The organism is Candidatus Thiodiazotropha sp. LNASS1, assembly GCF_964212655.1.
Taxonomy (GTDB): Bacteria; Pseudomonadota; Gammaproteobacteria; order Chromatiales; family Chromatiaceae; genus Thiodiazotropha.
This window is the reverse complement of record NZ_OZ156465.1, coordinates 3,193,887-3,210,030: the sequence shown is the minus strand read 5'-3', so window position 1 is coordinate 3,210,030 and position 16,144 is coordinate 3,193,887. Positions and strand designations below refer to the sequence as shown.

The window sequence follows — 16,144 nt, the reverse complement described above, 5'->3', positions numbered from 1 at the left end:
TGATGTCAAACATCAGATGAGATACAACACTAGAAAAGAGAGGCGCTGAGTTCATTCACCGCCGCCAGCATATCCGAATCATCCGTCAACGACTGGGCGACACATGCGCGACAGGCCACCACCGGCTCAACCCCACTGGCAATCAGTTTCGCTGCGTGCACCAACAACCTGGTCGAAGCCCCCTCATCCAATCCGCTGCCCTTGAGATTTCTCGTCATATGGGCAAACTTAACCAGCCTGGCCGCCATCTCTGCATCGACTGCCGCCTCGTTCTGAATGATTTTTTTCTCCAGTTCCGATTCGGGATAGTCAAATTCCAGGGCAACGAAGCGCTGACGCGTACTCTGTTTAAGATCCTTGAGTACACTCTGATAACCTGGATTGAAGGAGATGGCGAGACAAAAATCCGCCGTCGCCTCAAGCAGCTCTCCCACCTTCTCCATCGGTAATACGCGTCGATCGTCGGCCAACGGATGGATGACAACCGTCGTATCTTTACGCGCCTCCACCACTTCATCCAAATAACATATGCCACCGGCACGCACCGCCGCGGCCAGGGGACCGTCCACCCACACGGTTTCGCCATTCTTCACCAGAAACCGGCCCACCAGATCCGAAGCGGTCAAGTCATCATGGCATGAAACAGTGATCAAAGGACGTTTCAGACGCCATGCCATGTGTTCCATGAAACGGGTCTTGCCACAGCCGGTAGGGCCCTTCAATAGGACAGGCAACTGATTTAGATAAGCGGCTTCAAAAACAGCTATCTCGTCATTGACCTGTTCATAATAAGGCTCATTTTCGAAATAGTACTCTTCTGGTTTCAATGTTTAAGTTTCAAGTATTTTGGATAACGGCCGTAAAAGCTAACTGGGCCGGACGATAATCGCAACCTAATAAACCATAGGCTTATAAGGGACTTTTATCCGTCATCTTCGCACATCGAGAGTGTTAAGCAGTCAACAAAACAGGAGTTTTGGGTCCATCAAAGCCCAACAATCAGCAAGTTAACCCAACAACTGAGAGGTATACTGATTATACTTTCAAACTGGAACAGTTGTTAAACTTGCGCCAAGCCGCATAAAGGCAGAGGGTGACGCTGTTGACAATTGCAAACAGGGACCATTGATCGCTTAAATGAGGTCTAACCACTTGTCTGTATTTGTCAAATCTACGAAACATTTCAGGGAATGTTGATGTCAGGACAACTGCGGGCTCTTGTAATCGAAGACTCCGAATATGAACATAATCTGTTGCGTAAAACCCTCCATCGTGGCGGCTTGGATCTATCTACCCTGCGCATAGACTCTCTGGATTCCCTTACGAATGCCTTGCAATCCGAGGAATGGGATCTGATCCTATCGACAACGGATATTACGGACTGCCCCCCGGAAGCGAGTCTCGACTATCTACAAAAGCATGACCTTGATATCCCGTTTATCCTGGTATCCGATCATATCGGTGAAGAAAAAGTCGTCACGCTATTGAAGGCGGGTGCGAACGATTTCGTTAATTTCAAGAATCTTACCCGCCTGGTACCTGCGATTGAACGTGAACTCAAAGAGGCTGCGGTACGCCGCGAAGCCGAAGAGACCAAACAGGCACTGCATCGCAGCGAAAACCGTTATCGTCAACTGGTCGATGATTCGCCCACGCCGATTCTGCTGCTGCAAGACGAGAAGATCGTCTTTCTGAACAAGGCTGCAAAACAGACGCTGGCAGTATCCGAGCTGGGACAGTTGATAGACAAATCCGTCAGCGAGCTCTTGCATGACGGCCCTCCCGAGCTGATGGAATCGCAGCTGAAGCTGTTGCGCAATCACAACAGCCGGCCCTACCAGGCTGCATTCAGGCGTGCCGACGGTATCATCATTCTGGTTGAGGTCTTTGTCAGTCCGGCAGAGCACGAGGGCGCGCCCGCCACGCAACTTGTCTTTACCGATGTGACCCAGCGTAAGGATTCGGATGCGAAGCTGCAACAGGCGGTACAGATCATAGAGCACACCATGGAGGGTGTACTGACTACCGACAACCAGGGCATGATCGATTCGGTCAACCCGGCCTTCAGCGAGATTACCGGCTATTCCGAGACAGAAATCATCTCGCAGCATCCGCGGATATTAATCTCCGACAAGCACTCGCCCGAATTTTTTGATGAGTTGTGGAACGAAGTCATTCAGACGGGATCCTGGCGTGGCGAAATCTGGAATCAGCGTAAGAACGGAGAGATCTATCCGGCCTGGATGACCATCAGTTGCGTACAAAATGAACAGGGAAGCATAGTCCATTACGTCGCTGTCTTCTCCGATATCACCAGTATCAAGCAGACCCAATCCCAGCTTGAACATCTGGCTCATCATGACTCCCTCACCAATCTCCCCAACCGGTTGCTGTTCGAGGATCGCCTGGAACACGCGATTGCCCAGGCGAAACGTCAAAAGCGCCAGCTTGCCGTGCTGTTTCTCGATCTCGATCGCTTCAAAAACATCAATGACAGCCTCGGCCACGCGATGGGGGACGAACTCCTGAAAGAGGTTGCCACCCGGCTGCAGAACATATTGCGCGATGACGATACCGCCGCACGCTTAGGGGGTGATGAATTCACTGTCCTGGTGGAAAACGTCGAGGACCCGAGCCAGGCGGCCGTGGTTGCATCCAAGATCCAGGAAAAGTTCAAGGCCCCCTTCAGGATTGCGGGGCGGGAACTCCATGTCACGACAAGCATCGGCATCAGCATCTACCCTGAAGACGGCAAAGATGTGGCGGACCTGACGAAAAACGCCGATGCCGCTATGTATCAGGCCAAAGAACAGGGCCGTAACAGCTACCGCTACTACACATCGGAATTGACAAGGACAGCATTCGAAAGGCTGCTGCTTGAAACAGAGCTTCGCAGTGCCCTGCAACAGAATCAGTTGTTACTCTATTATCAGCCGCAGATATCCTTGCACAACGGGGAGATGACCGGTGCGGAAGCAGTGCTGCGCTGGCACCATCCGCGTCTCGGCATTATCCCGCCGGCACGTTTCATTCCCCTCGCTGAAGAGTCAGGCCTGATCCATGAAATCGGTAACTGGGTACTGAAAGAGGCCTGCGAACAGACACGTTACCTGCATCGACAGGGGCTCTTTCATGGGCGCATGGCCATCAACCTCTCGGTCAGACAGATCATGCAGACCGACCTGATCCTGCGTTTTGAGCAGATCATCGGTGAATCCGGCTGCCCGCCGGACATGCTGCAGCTGGAGGTCACTGAAGGCATATTCATGGGACAGATGAAACACTCGGTCCCGGTGCTTGATGTGTTCAAGAAACTCGGGGTCTCCATCGCCATCGACGATTTCGGTACAGGCTACTCCTCCCTTTCATACCTGAAACAGCTGCCGATCGACAAACTCAAGATCGATCGCTCCTTCATCCGCGACATGCCCCATGACAGCGATGCCGTCGCCATCACCCAAGCGATTGTTTCATTAGGCAAGAACCTGGGGTTGAGAATCACCGCTGAGGGTATCGAGACCATGGCGCAACAGTCGTTACTGCAGAAAATGGGATGCCAGGAGGGTCAGGGGTATCTCTACAGCCCGCCGGTGCCCGCGGAGACCTTCGAGGAGATGCTGCTCGAGGGCAGAAGAACCTTCCACCACCACTTCTCCAACTACGGAAGATAAGACCTGGAGCCTGTTGATACGCATCCAATCGGCCCCGCTATTCATTAGCAAAGACTTATACTCCATAACCCAACTCTATCATCTCATTCAAAAATTCGATGGATTATTCCCAGCTGGGATATAGAAGGCGCGCAAGAAGACGAGTAAGGTATCGGGTCCAGAATCTTGGGTGGCATAGGCGACCCTTGATGATGAAATAACCAAGCTGGCAAGTCAACAATAACCTGTCAGAAGTTTACTTTTTAAGTTTTATAAAGCCATTCCGCAACGGAGGAAAATCCATGACGGAAGTAATCGCAACCAATGAGACTATTCTCGTGGTCGGTGGCGGCATAAGCGGCATGACCGCTGCTTTGGAGGCCGCTGAGACGGGAAAGCAGGTCGTACTGGTTGAAAAGCGCCCCTATGTCGGCGGTCGCGTCACCCAGCTGTATAAATACTTTCCCAAGCTCTGCTTTCCCACCTGTGGGTTGGAGATCAATCAGCGCCGGGCAAAGATGAACCCGAACCTCAACATCATCACCATGGCCGAGGTTACGGACATCAAGGGTGAGGCGGGCAATTACACCGCCACTGTCAAGATCAGCCCCCGTTACGTGAATGAGAACTGCACCGCCTGCGGTGATTGCGCCAAGGCAGTGGAGACTGAATTCGACGATGAATTCAACTATGAGATGGGCAAGCGCAAAGGCGCCTACCTGCCCCACCGCATGGCCCATCCGCAGCGTTATGTGCTCGATCCGGCAATCATCGGCACCGATGATGCCCAGAAGGCAAAAGATGCGTGCAAGGTCAACGCCATCGATCTGGACATGCAGGAAGAGACCATTGAATTCAAGGCCGGCGCGGTCGTCTGGGCCACCGGCTGGAAACCCTACGATGCCAATAAGATTCAGCCTTACGGCTACGATCGCATCGCCAACGTGATCACCAGCGTCGAGTTCGAGCGCATGGCCGATCCCAATGGCCCCACCGGCGGCAAGCTGGTGCGTCCTTCGGACGGCAAAGAGGTCAAATCGGTGGCCTTCATTCAGTGCGCCGGTTCCCGCGACAAGAATCACCTGCTGCACTGCTCACGCATCTGCTGCATGGCCTCCCTGAAGCAGGCCACCTACCCGGCGGATGAGGTGGACATCTCCATCTACTATATCGACATCCGCGCCATCGACCGTTTTGAGGATTTCTATCAGAAGGTCAAGGCGAAGGATAACGTCAGCTTCATCAAGTCAAAAGTCGCTTCCATAGTGGAGAACAAGGAGAACGGCAATCCGACCCTGCACGGTGTCGATACCGAGGGTTACAACCGTTACGCCAACGAGCACGACCTGGTCGTCCTGGCCGTCGGCATGGAACCCAGCGTCGACAAGGCGAGCTTCCCGGTGGAGATCGTGATCAACGAAGAGGGCTTCATCGAGCCCGCACCGGAGAACGGCGGTGTTTTCGCCGCCGGGTGTTCGTCTGATGCGCTGGATGTCAACCGCGCCGTTCAACACGCCACTGGCGCCGCCCTGCGCGCCATCCAAGTGGTCAATCGCGTAGCAGCGACGGAGGGTTAAGAGAGTGGCTGACGAAAAGAAATTTGCTGGATATGTCTGCACCGGCTGTGGTCTGGGCGAGCGCCTGGACGCCGGTCAGCTGGAAACCATCGCCACCCGTGACGGCAAGATGCAGAGCTGCAAACAACACGAGATGCTCTGCTCCGCCGAGGGTGTGCAGATAATCAAAGACGACATCGCCAATGAAGATGTCACCCACGTTATGATCGCCGCTTGCTCCAAGCGCGCCAAAGTCGAGGCCTTCAACTTTACCGACGTGGCCCTGACCCGCGCCAACCTGCGCGAGGGCGTCATCTGGGTTCGTCCCGATACGGACGAGAACAGCGAGACCACCCAGGAGATGGCGGAAGACTACATCCGCATGGCCTGCGCCGAGCTCAAGTCGATGACACAGCCTTCCGCCTCCGGCGAGCAGACCCTCAACAAGAACATTCTGGTTGTGGGCGGCGGCGTCACCGGCATGACGGCGGCGATCGAGGCCGCGGCAGCCGGCTATCCGGTCCACCTGGTGGAAAAGAGTGGTCAGCTGGGTGGCGCACTGGGCGGTTACTACAAGGTCATCCCGACCCGTTCACCCTACGACGCCCCGGCGGAGAATCCTGTACCCGGCATGATCGAGGCAATCGAGGCCGACGACAGGATCACGGTCCACCTCAACAGCACCCTCGCCAAGACCGAAGGCGCACCGGGCCGCTTCAGTGTCGAGGTTGCCACCGAATCCGGCAGCAGCGAGACTCTCTCCATCGGCGCTATCGTCCAGGCCTCCGGCTGGAAGCCCTACGATGCCAGCCAGCTGCCCGAGTTCGCTCATGACAAATCGGCGGACGTGGTCACCAACCACGAATTGGAGGCCCTGGCGGTCGCTGCCAACGGCGGTCCGATCAAGCGGCCTTCCGACGGCAAAGAGGTGACCTCGGTCTGCTTCATCCAGAACGCAGGCCAGTGTTCGGATAAGGAGGGCCATCTCTCCTATTTCTCCGGTGTCACCGACCTGGTCTCCATCAAGCAGGCGATGTACTTCAAAGAGTTGAACGGGGATTGCGATACCACCATCCTGTTCGACAACCTGCGCACACCTGGCGCCGGCGGCGAGGATTTCTACCGCGCCGGTCAACAGGCGATGGTCACCTTCTCCAAGGGCATTGCATCCGAGGTTGTGCCCGGTGACAGCCTGACCGTCAAATTCGAGGACAAGATCCTTAACGAAGAGACCGAGATGGTCTGTGACCTGGTGGTGCTTGCCACCGGCATGGAGCCAAACTCCGGTCCCGATCCCTATGCCCAGCTGATGGTGGATGAGGCGGAGGATGAAGAGGAGAAGGCGAAGGCCCAGGCGATCCTTGATAATGCGCCGCCCTCGATCCTCAACCTGCAGTACCGTCAGGGCACCGATCTGCCGCATCTGAAGAACGGGTTCAACGACTCGCACTTCATCTGCTTTCCCTACGAGACCCGTCGAACCGGCATCTATGCCGCCGGTCCGGTGCGTCGTCCCATGGATGCCCAGCAGGCCCGTGACGATGCCACCGGCGCGGCGCTGAAGGCGATTCAGGCGGCTGAGAACGCCGGACTGGGACGCGCCGCGCACCCCCGCTCCGGCGATCTCTCCTTCCCAAGCTTCCGCAAGGAGGGCTGTACCCAGTGTAAGCGCTGTACCGTCGAGTGCCCCTTCGGCGCCATCAACGAGGACGAGGAAGGCTATCCGATGTACAACGAATCCCGTTGTCGTCGTTGCGGTACCTGCATGGGCGCCTGTCCGGTGCGCGTCATCTCCTTCGAGAACTACTCGGTGGAGACCGTCAACCAGCAGATCAAGAACGTCGAGATCCCCGAAGAGTGGGACGAGAAACCGCGCATTCTGGTACTGGCCTGTGAGAACGATGCCTATCCGGCACTCGACCAGGCGGCTCAGGCAGGCGTGGAGATCAATCCCTGGGCGCGAGTCATACCTGTCCGCTGCCTGGGCTCTGTGAGCCTCTCCTGGGTTACCGATGCATTGAACAACGGTTATGACGGCATCGTCATGATGGGCTGTCGTCGCGATGACGACTACCAATGCCACTTTGTACGCGGCTCGGCCATGGCGGCGGAACGCATGAGCAAGGTGGGTGACACCCTCGATACGCTGAATCTTGAACCGGAACGCGTGATCCTGCATGAGGTTGCCATCACCGATGTGGAGCGTGCGCCCCAGTTGATCAACGACATGGCGGAGACCGTGGAGAAGATCGGCCTGAGTCCGTTCAAGTTCTAATCGACGGTGACAAGGGCCTGCCCCGGCAGGCCCTGCGCTGAAAGGACGGCCTGAACAACTTTACTTTTTGTAGGGTGGACTTGGCCAACCACCCTGGACACCCTACAAAGGGGAGTAAAAATGAGTGATTTAAACACCGCAATGATTGAAAAGTACCGCAGCAACTTCCTCAAGGAGGTTGAGGCGAATGTGGAGGAGGGTGAATGGGTCAAGATGTGCATGCAGTGCGGCGTGTGCTCCGGCTCCTGCCCGCTGGGTAAGCATTGGGATCATCCGCCGCAGGAGATCTTCATGATGATCCGCGCCAACAAGCGTGAAGAGGTGCTGAGCACCGACTCCATGTGGATGTGCACCTCCTGCTACAACTGCATCGCACGCTGCCCGCGCGGCCTGCCGATCACCCACATCATGCACGGCCTGGCGGTCTACTCGAAACGTCTCGGCCTGACCCAGAAGAAGCAGCCCACCGCAGAGTTCTCGCAGATCTTCTGGGACAACCTGATGAAGAAGGGTCGCGTCAACGAATTGAAACTCGGTCTCTCCATGTACTTCAAGGACGGTTTCGGCCAGGGTGTCAAGAACGCCATGGCGAATCAGAAACTGGGCCAGAACATGATGAAGGCCAAGCGCATGAACGCCATGGAATTCTTTGGCGGACACAGCGTGAAGGATCTCTCCGGCTTCCAGAACATGGTGAAGAAGGCCCAGGAGATCGAAGAAGGCAATCTGAAAGACGCGAAGTGAGGAACAGACCGACATGGCTAAGATAGAACTCTCATTCTACCCGGGTTGCTCCTCACAGAAGGGAGCCACCTCTTCCAACTATTTAGTCTCCGCACAAACCATGTGCGAGGAGCTGGACATCCAGCTCAACGAGATCCCCGACTGGAACTGCTGCGGCGCCTCCATCGGCTACGGCGGTGGCGGCGAATTGCCCCGTCTGGCCCTCTCCGCCCGCAACATCGCACTGTCCGAGGAGCACAACTCGGGCCAGGAGATCGTCGCCACCTGCGCCGCCTGCTGGCTCTCCACCCGCGAGGCCAAAGAGCGCCTGCACGAAGACGAGCAGATGTTCAAGGACGCCAACGCCGCCCTCTCCGAGGCAGGCCTGAAATACAAGGGCGAGTCCAACGTCCGCCACATGGTGGAAGTGCTGGTCGAGGATATCGGTTTCGACGGCATCAAATCCAAGGTCAAAAAGCCCCTGGAGGGCCTTAAGATCGCCGGTTACGTGGGCTGTCAGACCAACCGCCCCTTCGGCATCGCCGGCGAGTCCTTCGAGAATCCCCAGTACCTGGACAAAATCGTAGAGAGCGTCGGCGCCGAGTCGATTCCTACCTACGAAAAGAAAGTCCAGTGCTGCGGCGGGGCACTGGCCTTCTCCGAACCGGAGAAGTCCCAGGAGATGATCAAAGGCATCATCGAGGCGGCCTACGACAACGGCGCCGATATGATCGTCACCCCCTGCCCGCTGTGTCAGGCCAATGTAGAGATCTATCAGGACAATATCAACGAGACCTACGGCACCAAGTTCAACATGCCGGTGGTTTATTACTCCACATTGATGAGTGTCGCCTTCGGGCGCAGCGCTGCGGATGCTGCCCTCAACGGTCAGATCATCCCGGCCAAGCAGCTTGAAGAAATCGCTAATAAATAAGGCGGTATACCTTCAGTATTGAAAGCCCGCTTCGGCGGGCTTTTTTTTGCTTTGAGAGGTATTTGGAGAGACTTGCAAACTTTAAACCTCTATTATCGTCGGTATACATTTTGTATAGGTATGAAAAGTTTTTTTAAGCAATATAAAACAACTATAATCCTGCATTGGGTTCAAATCTCAATATTTAGCAGAACACCTTGAAGAAGCATTGATATATTTAAAGACCTTCTTCACAATCCCGATAAAGTATAAACAGACCTTGATCCTTGTCATAAAACAATTCCGTGCAATCAGTCACAAGATAGAATCAAGTGTTGCGTAAAATCATTTATCCCATAGCCTATACTGACCAATATCGACAATAATCTCGTCCCCCTTTCGCTTACTCGGAATATCGACTTCTTTCAATCTGTCTTCTGCACGTTCAAAACCCTCAGCGAATATGGCAAGCATTTCATTAGTTTCATTTGAGTTAAAGGTTTGGATATCTGCTGTATCGATAACCTTAAGCTGCCGACATCCATTAGAGTTGTTCGCACTGAAGTCAAGAATTTCAAACTTTGCCGTATCTAACTCAGGATCCTGACGCAGCATCTCCCTAACCAGCGTAACAAATAATGACAACTGTTTTTCATCAAGTGGATTTTGCTTCCAGAACATGAACCATGGAAGATAAATCTGCCCACCTATACCGTATATAAAGACAGACTTAAACGGAATTCTTAGATCTCTTCCAATTGGATAAAAGCTGGGGGTTACATCATTCACGAAATCGTATTGTATGTTACTAAAATACCCGTGGAGTAACGGAACAACCTCCAATAGAATTTTTTGCACTCTCTTACGCTTTTCTTTCTCACGTATTCCCTTGGCAATTTGCTCTTCAGGCACTTTAAAAAGCAGACTATCTCTAGCCACATCATTCAGCGCGTTATAATTAAATGAAGGAGGGTTCATTACCAATTTGACAAATTCATCCTCTATTTTTTTTGGTGAATCGTACCAATTTCTCGCTAAATGTTGTATTGAAGGAACTCTGAGTTTAGCCATGAATTTAACCTATTGTAGTGTATAAGGTCTCTCTTCTGCAGTGTAATAATTTAGGATTTCTTGATTATTAATTTGCATTCCCGGATTTACTCTTGAATCATGGTGCCATACTTTGTACCATGGCCCACCCGGAACATGCGATTGCTCTACTAACTGATTGACACTCAATCTTGAATAAATAGAAACAATATCTTCTAATAAACTCTTTTCAACTTTGTCCATATTGATAATAGCGATAACTTCGTTACCTGTATGTGGATCTAATTTTGTTGCCCGAGCAGTTATTTTTTCATCTCCGAACTCCTTAAAGGACCTATACAAATAAGGCAAAACTGGGCCATATTCCCAAGCCTCAAAATTTTGCTTAATAAGTGGTTTTTTTGCTGCCACTAAAAACCACACATGGCAAAAATATATAATTTTCTGTAGACCTAAATTTGTCAGCGACAACCCATTTTTATCTGCATAATCCAATACGAAATTTGCAACTTCTCGGCCATCATGCATATAACAACTCTCAATTAAGATACGATTTCAAAACTATTCTTTAGTTTATTTAAAGCTGACTTATAGCCAATTACCCCCTCATGCTGAAGCCTACCAACAACAATTCCAGGGTGAATATTAATTCTTTTTGAAAATTCAAGAATTTCAACGTGACTTCTAAGACCCACAAGATCAAACCGATATTCTTCAGGTATAAGAATACTACCTGCCCAATCATTAGCCTCTAACTCTTTCTGATTTTTAGATTTTAAATCAGTATTATCAAGATAGATGTCACTTTTTTCATCTGAGTGAAGCAGGATGTGAGCAACCTCATGGAAAAATGTAAACCAAAACTTGTCGTTAGTCTTACCATAGAGGGACAACTGAATAATAGGACTATGTCCATTTAGCCAACGTGCAACACCACTAACACGTGATTTTGGGATTGGTTTGACAAGTAATAGTTTAACTCCTGCCTCCAAACAAAGTTCATACAATGCGGGGTAAAAGTCATCAGGAGTTTGAACGGTTAACTCCCGTATTCTCTTAATTGCGCTTTCAAATTTTGATCTGTTGTACTTCGGAGCACTAGTTTTCTCCGCTTCTATTTCTCCTAACCTTAACCAAGCTGATATAGCCCCATTATCAGCTTGCTCTTCCTTTGTCTTCCTAAAGGATACAGACATAGAGCCGTAATAATTCCTCCACTCATCTGGTGATGCAACACCAAAGAAACTTAACAGATGCTCTACAAGGATCGGCTTGTTGGAATCAATATTTCTAATGTTTTCAATCGCTCCAATTTTCTTAAGTTCATTCACTGGCACATCATCAAGCCAATCAATCCATCCTTTATAATTCTGTTCTGCTTCTAATCTTGCGACATGTTGTCGATACTTTGATTCTCGATTCATCCAAAATGAAACTGTAGAACCAAGCACTCTTTCAAGCTTTAGTGCAGTATCGTATGTAAGGGTAACTTTACCTTTGATAAGTTGATTTAGGTGTTTTGTGCTAAATCCAAGTCGATTTGCAAGCTCAACCTGATTCCAATCGCGCTCCTCCATCAAATCAAGAATTGTATCACCAGGCGGTGAAACCCAATCGGGGGTAAAATTATATTCTTGACTACTCATGAGGATCTCCAATAAACACTATAAATATGCTTTCAACATTCGACCAATCAATGCCGCCATCACCTTTTTTTGGCGGAGGTTTTTTCAATGGCTCAAATAACAACCTATCTCCACCATGTAAATCTAAAGAAAATAAGTGTGCTTTATCCCCAGTATATGGATGAGGCCTTCCAGCTATCAATTCAGAAACATTTGATGCGGCTTCGATATCTGACAGTCTGGTACGCAGCTTTCGGCCACTATTTGGCCCAAGCTTTTTATCAGCTTCCTTGGCAGACAGGCAAAGCTTCTTGAGCTTTCCATTTTTGTAATCGACTTCCAAATCAATAATTCCATATATTTACCTATATGGTAAATTATTATGGCATCATAAATTGACTATTTCAAGTGAGTGAAGGTAATTTGCTTGTAACTTTTAACACTCACTACCCATGCATGCAGTAATCATAACCTATTGATTGCAAGCATAAATACTAAAATGTGCGGAACAAATGAAAAACTAGTATAGCTAAACGAGAGGATTAAATGCGAGGAGCTGGACATCCAGCTCAACGAGATCCCCGACTGGAACTACTGCGGCGCCTCCATCGGCTACGGCGGTGGTGGCGAATTGCCCCGCCTGGCCCTCTCCGCCCGCAAGATCGCCGGTTACGTCGGCTGTCAGACCAACCGCCCCTTCGGCATCGCCGGTGAGTCCTTCGAGAATCCCCAGTACCTGGACAAAATCGTAGAGAGCGTCGGCGCCGAGTCGATTCCTACCTACGAAAAGAAAGTCCAGTGCTGCGGCGGCGCCCTCGCCTTCTCCGAACCGGAGAAGTCCCAGGAGATGATCAAAGGCATCATCGAGGCGGCCTACGACAACGGCGCCGATATGATCGTCACCCCCTGCCCGCTGTGTCAGGCCAATGTAGAGATCTATCAGGACAATATCAACGAGACCTACGGCACCAAGTTCAATATGCCGGTGGTCTACTACACCACATTGATGAGCGTCGCCTTCGGCCGCAGTGCCGCTGACGCAGCCCTCAACGGCCAGGTAATTCCGGCCAAGCAACTGGAGGAGATCGCCAACAAATAATAAGGCGATCCAGCTTCGGTTTTGAAAGCCCGCTTAGGCGGGCTTTTTTTTGCTTTGGTGAAATAGCAATGGCGTGCGAATTTAAATCTTTAAGGTAGTGTTCAATATTCCGTGTCGCCCACTGCTCATCGAGCAAGGCGCTCGTCCAGCTTACCCTTATTTAGCAGGCTAATACGTAACATTTCATCTCACCACTCACACGATCCAGAATTAATCAGAGGTCTCTTGATGTTCAGCCGTCGCTGGTGATCTGTTTGATCAATGCTTGCAGGGTCTCTTCAGCCTGGCTGTTTTCCACTTGGCAGGTACCTGCGGCCTGATGACCCCCACCGCCGTATTTGAGCATCAGTTCGCCCACATTGGTTGTGGAGCTGCGGTCGAAGATCGATTTGCCTGTCGCAAAGACGGTATTCTGCTGTTTCAGTCCCCAGAGCACATGGATGGAAATATTGCACTGAGGATAGAGGGCGTAGATGATAAAGCGGTTACCCGCCCATATCTGCTCCTCGTTGCGCAGATCGAGTACCACAAGATTTTCATGTACAGTGGCGCAGCGCTTGATCTGCTCCTTGAATTTTGCAGCCTGTTCAAAATAGAGGTCGACCCGCTCTTTCACGTCTGGAAGCACGATAATTTCATCGATAGTGTGGTCCTTGCAGGCGTCTATCAGGTCCATCATCAGGGCGTAGTTGGAGATACGGAAATCATGGAAACGGCCAAGGCCGGTACGTGCATCCATCAGGAAGTTGAGTAATTCCCATCCCTTGGGTTCGAGTACCTCTTCCATATTAAACTGAGCAGCATCGCCTTTGTCCACTGCTTCCATCATCTCATCCCACTTTTTTGGGAACACATCATGACCGCCATAATGGCGCCAAACCACTCGTGCGGCAGATGGGGCTTCTGGGTCGATGATATGATTGTCCCGCTGCTCGTTGCGGATGATTTCTGACGAGTGATGGTCGAAAGCCAGATGGACACCCTCAACATAGGGAAGATTGGTGGTGACATCGCTACCGGAGATGTCGATTTTACCATCCTGCATATCCTTGGGATGGACAAACTTGATATCTTCGATGATTTCCAAATGTTTCAGTAAAACGGCACATACCAGTCCGTCAAAATCACTTCTGGTCACCAGGCGGAATTTGGTTTCGGCGCCCATGAATAGCTCCTGATTCTCACAATTTGATGGCTCAATAGTTGATAAACAAGCTATTTCTTCTTTCTCCGTTAGTACTCGGCTTTGTAGCGGGATTCTTTAGTGAAAGATGAAAATGGGGATCAGAACAACATTTCCGAAAACCAAGTGAAACCATATGGGAATAATTTCTCAGTATCAGGCACACCATCATCTCAGCATACACTGATCCCCTGGTACTCTCTGGTTTAGATAAAATACGCTAGTGAGCAACTGTAGTACTGCGCCAAGATTCGGCGTTCGCTGATAGCCCAGTTCTCGACAAACCGACTCCAGCTTGTAACTTGCACCTGCCACCCCTTGAAATGACTTTTTAAAATACTGGGTTATCATAAACCAACTGATGCTGTAAGGCCGCATACACCATTTTGTCAGTAATTCCGACACCGTTTCGTGTCCGCTTGTGTGATTGCTTCTTTGGCAAGATAGCGTTGCATGATCACAGGGAGCGAAAGTGGCGTTCCCAACGTTTGATGATCTCCTCATCGTTCCACACTGAAGCTTGCTCGGTATCGATATGGTTGACGTGATAGTGGTTTGAGGCTGCCAGTTTTATCCAATATTGGAAAATTAACAATAGGTGTCCGGTTTAACATCTCTATAATTTATCTAGGGATTTCCAAATATCAATTGGTCGATCTCCTTGTATGCACCTTTCACAAAACTACGACCTAGTTAATTTCTATCTGTTATCAGTCGATAATTTGCGATCAGCTTCACATCATCCATGACATCGATACGATAAAAATTTCATAAGCATGTTTCTTTTCGAACTTTCAGGGACGATGCAATAGCCAGTGAGATCCCTGATGAAGAAGATTCCCAAACAAAGCAAACGCTTGCTTTTCAACCACTACCTGTGGAACAAACGCATCAACCAGAAATATATGCCTCATGCGGGTTATATGGGCAATGGCGGTGACATTCATTTGGTACTGGGTATTAATGGCACTGGCATTAATCATTTGACACAACTTCTGTCACAACCATTACCCAACAGCCACTTTATCCACAATCCGCTCGCAAAGTTTGAACCCAGACTGACCCTGTCCACACATGATGACAGATTGGCAATTCCATATCATAAGGAGTTAACGGCAGACCACCCCTTGAACCGCGTCTACCGGATTTATGCTGAAAATAATCTTGCGGATACCAATTACAATTTACTGCTATTGGAGAACAAAAAGACACCTCCTGCTTTACTCATTATGAAAGAGACGCATGGTCTGCTGGCGACTGAGGCCCTGTTGCGGGAATTACAGTGTCATGCCCTGTTCTATATAAGTGACCCCGTCATACTTGCAGAGCAGATCTTTTCGCGGGAGGGATTAAATACCTCCTATCTGGATTTGGAGAGTGAAGCCGTTTTGGAATCCCGATATCTAAAGCGCTTTCTATCTCACGATCTTCGCGCAATACTGCATGCCTATAAATTGATACAGCGTCTGTCTTCAAGACGTCAACGCCGTGTGCAGATGAAAATCTTCACTATTGCCTTAATCCAGCATATGTTTCGCATGTTGGCTGCCCGTTATCCTGAATTGGCGTCCGTCGTGGATTTTGAATTCATAGAGAATGATCCCAAGCGCATGCAGTTTCCTCTTGTCAATTGGCTGGGCGCGAACAGTCTGGAACGTTCAGAACGTATAATCAATACTGCAACCTTCAAACCTGATGGGCAAATGTCTCGACGCTGGACACGGTCATGGCCGGAAACAGTCAACGCCTTTGAAGTACTCTCCGCCAAGGATGTAAGCCTGGCGTACCAAATCTTGATTGATCACGAATTGATGCGTGACGAAGGTAAGCGCAAAACCTGGGATGAGAGAGTGGTCGTATGAAACGGTATTGAGCATAGGGATCGGGGTGAACCCGGAGTCCGATTAGGAACTATATTCCCTAAAGCACACGACTTCCATCGATAGAATGATTATTTAAAATTGAGATTACCAGCCGTTTTTTGTTAGTATCGGAGAGAATACATTAGGAAATGGGTATATGGCTGAGCCATACACCTGTAATTATGGAAGCGAAATAATCGTTATTCAG

14 protein-coding genes are annotated in these 16,144 nt (G+C 50.4%); 7 read left to right on the top strand and 7 right to left on the bottom strand.

Annotated elements, in window-relative coordinates; genetic code table 11:
- Positions 1 to 29: 29 nt before the first annotated feature.
- Positions 30 to 827, bottom strand: a complete 798-nt coding sequence (locus tag AB8516_RS14080; protein WP_369161591.1) for a CbbQ/NirQ/NorQ/GpvN family protein — start codon at positions 825 to 827, stop codon at positions 30 to 32.
- A gap of 369 nt (positions 828 to 1,196) precedes the next feature.
- On the opposite strand from AB8516_RS14080, the gene AB8516_RS14075 reads away from it, so the two are divergent.
- The 5 genes from AB8516_RS14075 to AB8516_RS14055 all read left to right on the top strand — a co-directional run bounded on the left by AB8516_RS14075 (position 1,197) and on the right by AB8516_RS14055 (position 9,138).
- Positions 1,197 to 3,671, top strand: coding sequence for an EAL domain-containing protein (locus AB8516_RS14075; RefSeq protein WP_369161589.1), 2,475 nt, complete (start codon positions 1,197 to 1,199; stop codon positions 3,669 to 3,671).
- A gap of 281 nt (positions 3,672 to 3,952) precedes the next feature.
- Positions 3,953 to 5,227, top strand: a complete 1,275-nt coding sequence (locus AB8516_RS14070; protein ID WP_369161587.1) for a CoB--CoM heterodisulfide reductase iron-sulfur subunit A family protein — start codon at positions 3,953 to 3,955, stop codon at positions 5,225 to 5,227.
- Positions 5,228 to 5,231: 4 nt separating this feature from the next.
- Entirely contained in the window at positions 5,232 to 7,481 is a 2,250-nt protein-coding gene (locus AB8516_RS14065; protein WP_069127563.1) for an FAD-dependent oxidoreductase, read from the top strand.
- Between the two features lie 120 nt (positions 7,482 to 7,601).
- Positions 7,602 to 8,225 carry a 4Fe-4S dicluster domain-containing protein gene (locus AB8516_RS14060; RefSeq protein ID WP_108291478.1) on the top strand — a complete coding sequence of 208 codons (624 nt, stop codon included), beginning with the start codon at positions 7,602 to 7,604 and terminating at the stop codon, positions 8,223 to 8,225.
- Between the two features lie 13 nt (positions 8,226 to 8,238).
- The gene (locus tag AB8516_RS14055; protein ID WP_369161584.1) at positions 8,239 to 9,138 is read left to right on the top strand and encodes a CoB--CoM heterodisulfide reductase iron-sulfur subunit B family protein; all 900 of its coding nucleotides are present in this window, start codon (positions 8,239 to 8,241) and stop codon (positions 9,136 to 9,138) included.
- Positions 9,139 to 9,462: 324 nt separating this feature from the next.
- Here the strand turns inward: AB8516_RS14055 and AB8516_RS14050 are convergent, their stop codons facing one another.
- From AB8516_RS14050 to AB8516_RS14035, 4 genes are read right to left on the bottom strand one after another with little or no spacing between them, the layout of a single operon-like run.
- Entirely contained in the window at positions 9,463 to 10,188 is a 726-nt protein-coding gene (locus AB8516_RS14050) for a hypothetical protein (protein WP_369161582.1), read from the bottom strand.
- Positions 10,189 to 10,197: 9 nt separating this feature from the next.
- Positions 10,198 to 10,695, bottom strand: coding sequence for a Panacea domain-containing protein (locus tag AB8516_RS14045; RefSeq protein ID WP_369161580.1), 498 nt, complete (start codon positions 10,693 to 10,695; stop codon positions 10,198 to 10,200).
- Positions 10,696 to 10,709: 14 nt separating this feature from the next.
- Positions 10,710 to 11,813, bottom strand: a complete 1,104-nt coding sequence (locus tag AB8516_RS14040) for an ImmA/IrrE family metallo-endopeptidase (RefSeq protein ID WP_369161578.1) — start codon at positions 11,811 to 11,813, stop codon at positions 10,710 to 10,712.
- Entirely contained in the window at positions 11,806 to 12,135 is a 330-nt protein-coding gene (locus AB8516_RS14035) for a killer suppression protein HigA (protein ID WP_369161576.1), read from the bottom strand. Before AB8516_RS14035 ends, AB8516_RS14040 begins: the two co-directional genes overlap by 8 nt.
- Positions 12,136 to 12,423: 288 nt before the next feature.
- On the opposite strand from AB8516_RS14035, the gene AB8516_RS14030 reads away from it, so the two are divergent.
- Positions 12,424 to 12,891 carry a heterodisulfide reductase-related iron-sulfur binding cluster gene (locus tag AB8516_RS14030; protein WP_369161573.1) on the top strand — a complete coding sequence of 156 codons (468 nt, stop codon included), beginning with the start codon at positions 12,424 to 12,426 and terminating at the stop codon, positions 12,889 to 12,891.
- 232 nt (positions 12,892 to 13,123) lie between these two features.
- On the opposite strand, the gene AB8516_RS14025 is transcribed toward AB8516_RS14030, so the two are convergent.
- A complete protein-coding gene (locus tag AB8516_RS14025; protein ID WP_369161571.1) occupies positions 13,124 to 14,056 on the bottom strand; it encodes an exopolyphosphatase in 933 nt (310 codons plus the stop codon).
- Positions 14,057 to 14,531: 475 nt separating this feature from the next.
- On the bottom strand, positions 14,532 to 14,669 hold the full coding sequence (locus tag AB8516_RS14020) for a hypothetical protein (protein WP_369161569.1): 138 nt from the start codon (positions 14,667 to 14,669) through the stop codon (positions 14,532 to 14,534).
- A gap of 232 nt (positions 14,670 to 14,901) precedes the next feature.
- Here AB8516_RS14020 and AB8516_RS14015 point away from each other — a divergent pair, with 232 nt between their 5' ends.
- Positions 14,902 to 15,936 carry a hypothetical protein gene (locus AB8516_RS14015; protein ID WP_369161567.1) on the top strand — a complete coding sequence of 345 codons (1,035 nt, stop codon included), beginning with the start codon at positions 14,902 to 14,904 and terminating at the stop codon, positions 15,934 to 15,936.
- Positions 15,937 to 16,144 lie beyond the last annotated feature (208 nt).

Bases quoted from the DNA above. Each gene is read 5' to 3' on its own strand.
- AB8516_RS14050 (WP_369161582.1), bottom strand. From the start codon at position 10,188: ATGGCTAAACTCAGAGTTCCTTCAATACAACATTTAGCGAGAAATTGG.
- AB8516_RS14025 (WP_369161571.1), bottom strand. From the start codon at position 14,056: ATGGGCGCCGAAACCAAATTCCGCCTGGTGACCAGAAGTGATTTTGAC.
- AB8516_RS14055 (WP_369161584.1), top strand. From the start codon at position 8,239: ATGGCTAAGATAGAACTCTCATTCTACCCGGGTTGCTCCTCACAGAAG.
- AB8516_RS14040 (WP_369161578.1), bottom strand. From the start codon at position 11,813: ATGAGTAGTCAAGAATATAATTTTACCCCCGATTGGGTTTCACCGCCT.
- AB8516_RS14075 (WP_369161589.1), top strand. From the start codon at position 1,197: ATGTCAGGACAACTGCGGGCTCTTGTAATCGAAGACTCCGAATATGAA.
- AB8516_RS14015 (WP_369161567.1), top strand. From the start codon at position 14,902: ATGAAGAAGATTCCCAAACAAAGCAAACGCTTGCTTTTCAACCACTAC.
- AB8516_RS14070 (WP_369161587.1), top strand. From the start codon at position 3,953: ATGACGGAAGTAATCGCAACCAATGAGACTATTCTCGTGGTCGGTGGC.
- AB8516_RS14060 (WP_108291478.1), top strand. From the start codon at position 7,602: ATGAGTGATTTAAACACCGCAATGATTGAAAAGTACCGCAGCAACTTC.
- AB8516_RS14045 (WP_369161580.1), bottom strand. From the start codon at position 10,695: ATGCATGATGGCCGAGAAGTTGCAAATTTCGTATTGGATTATGCAGAT.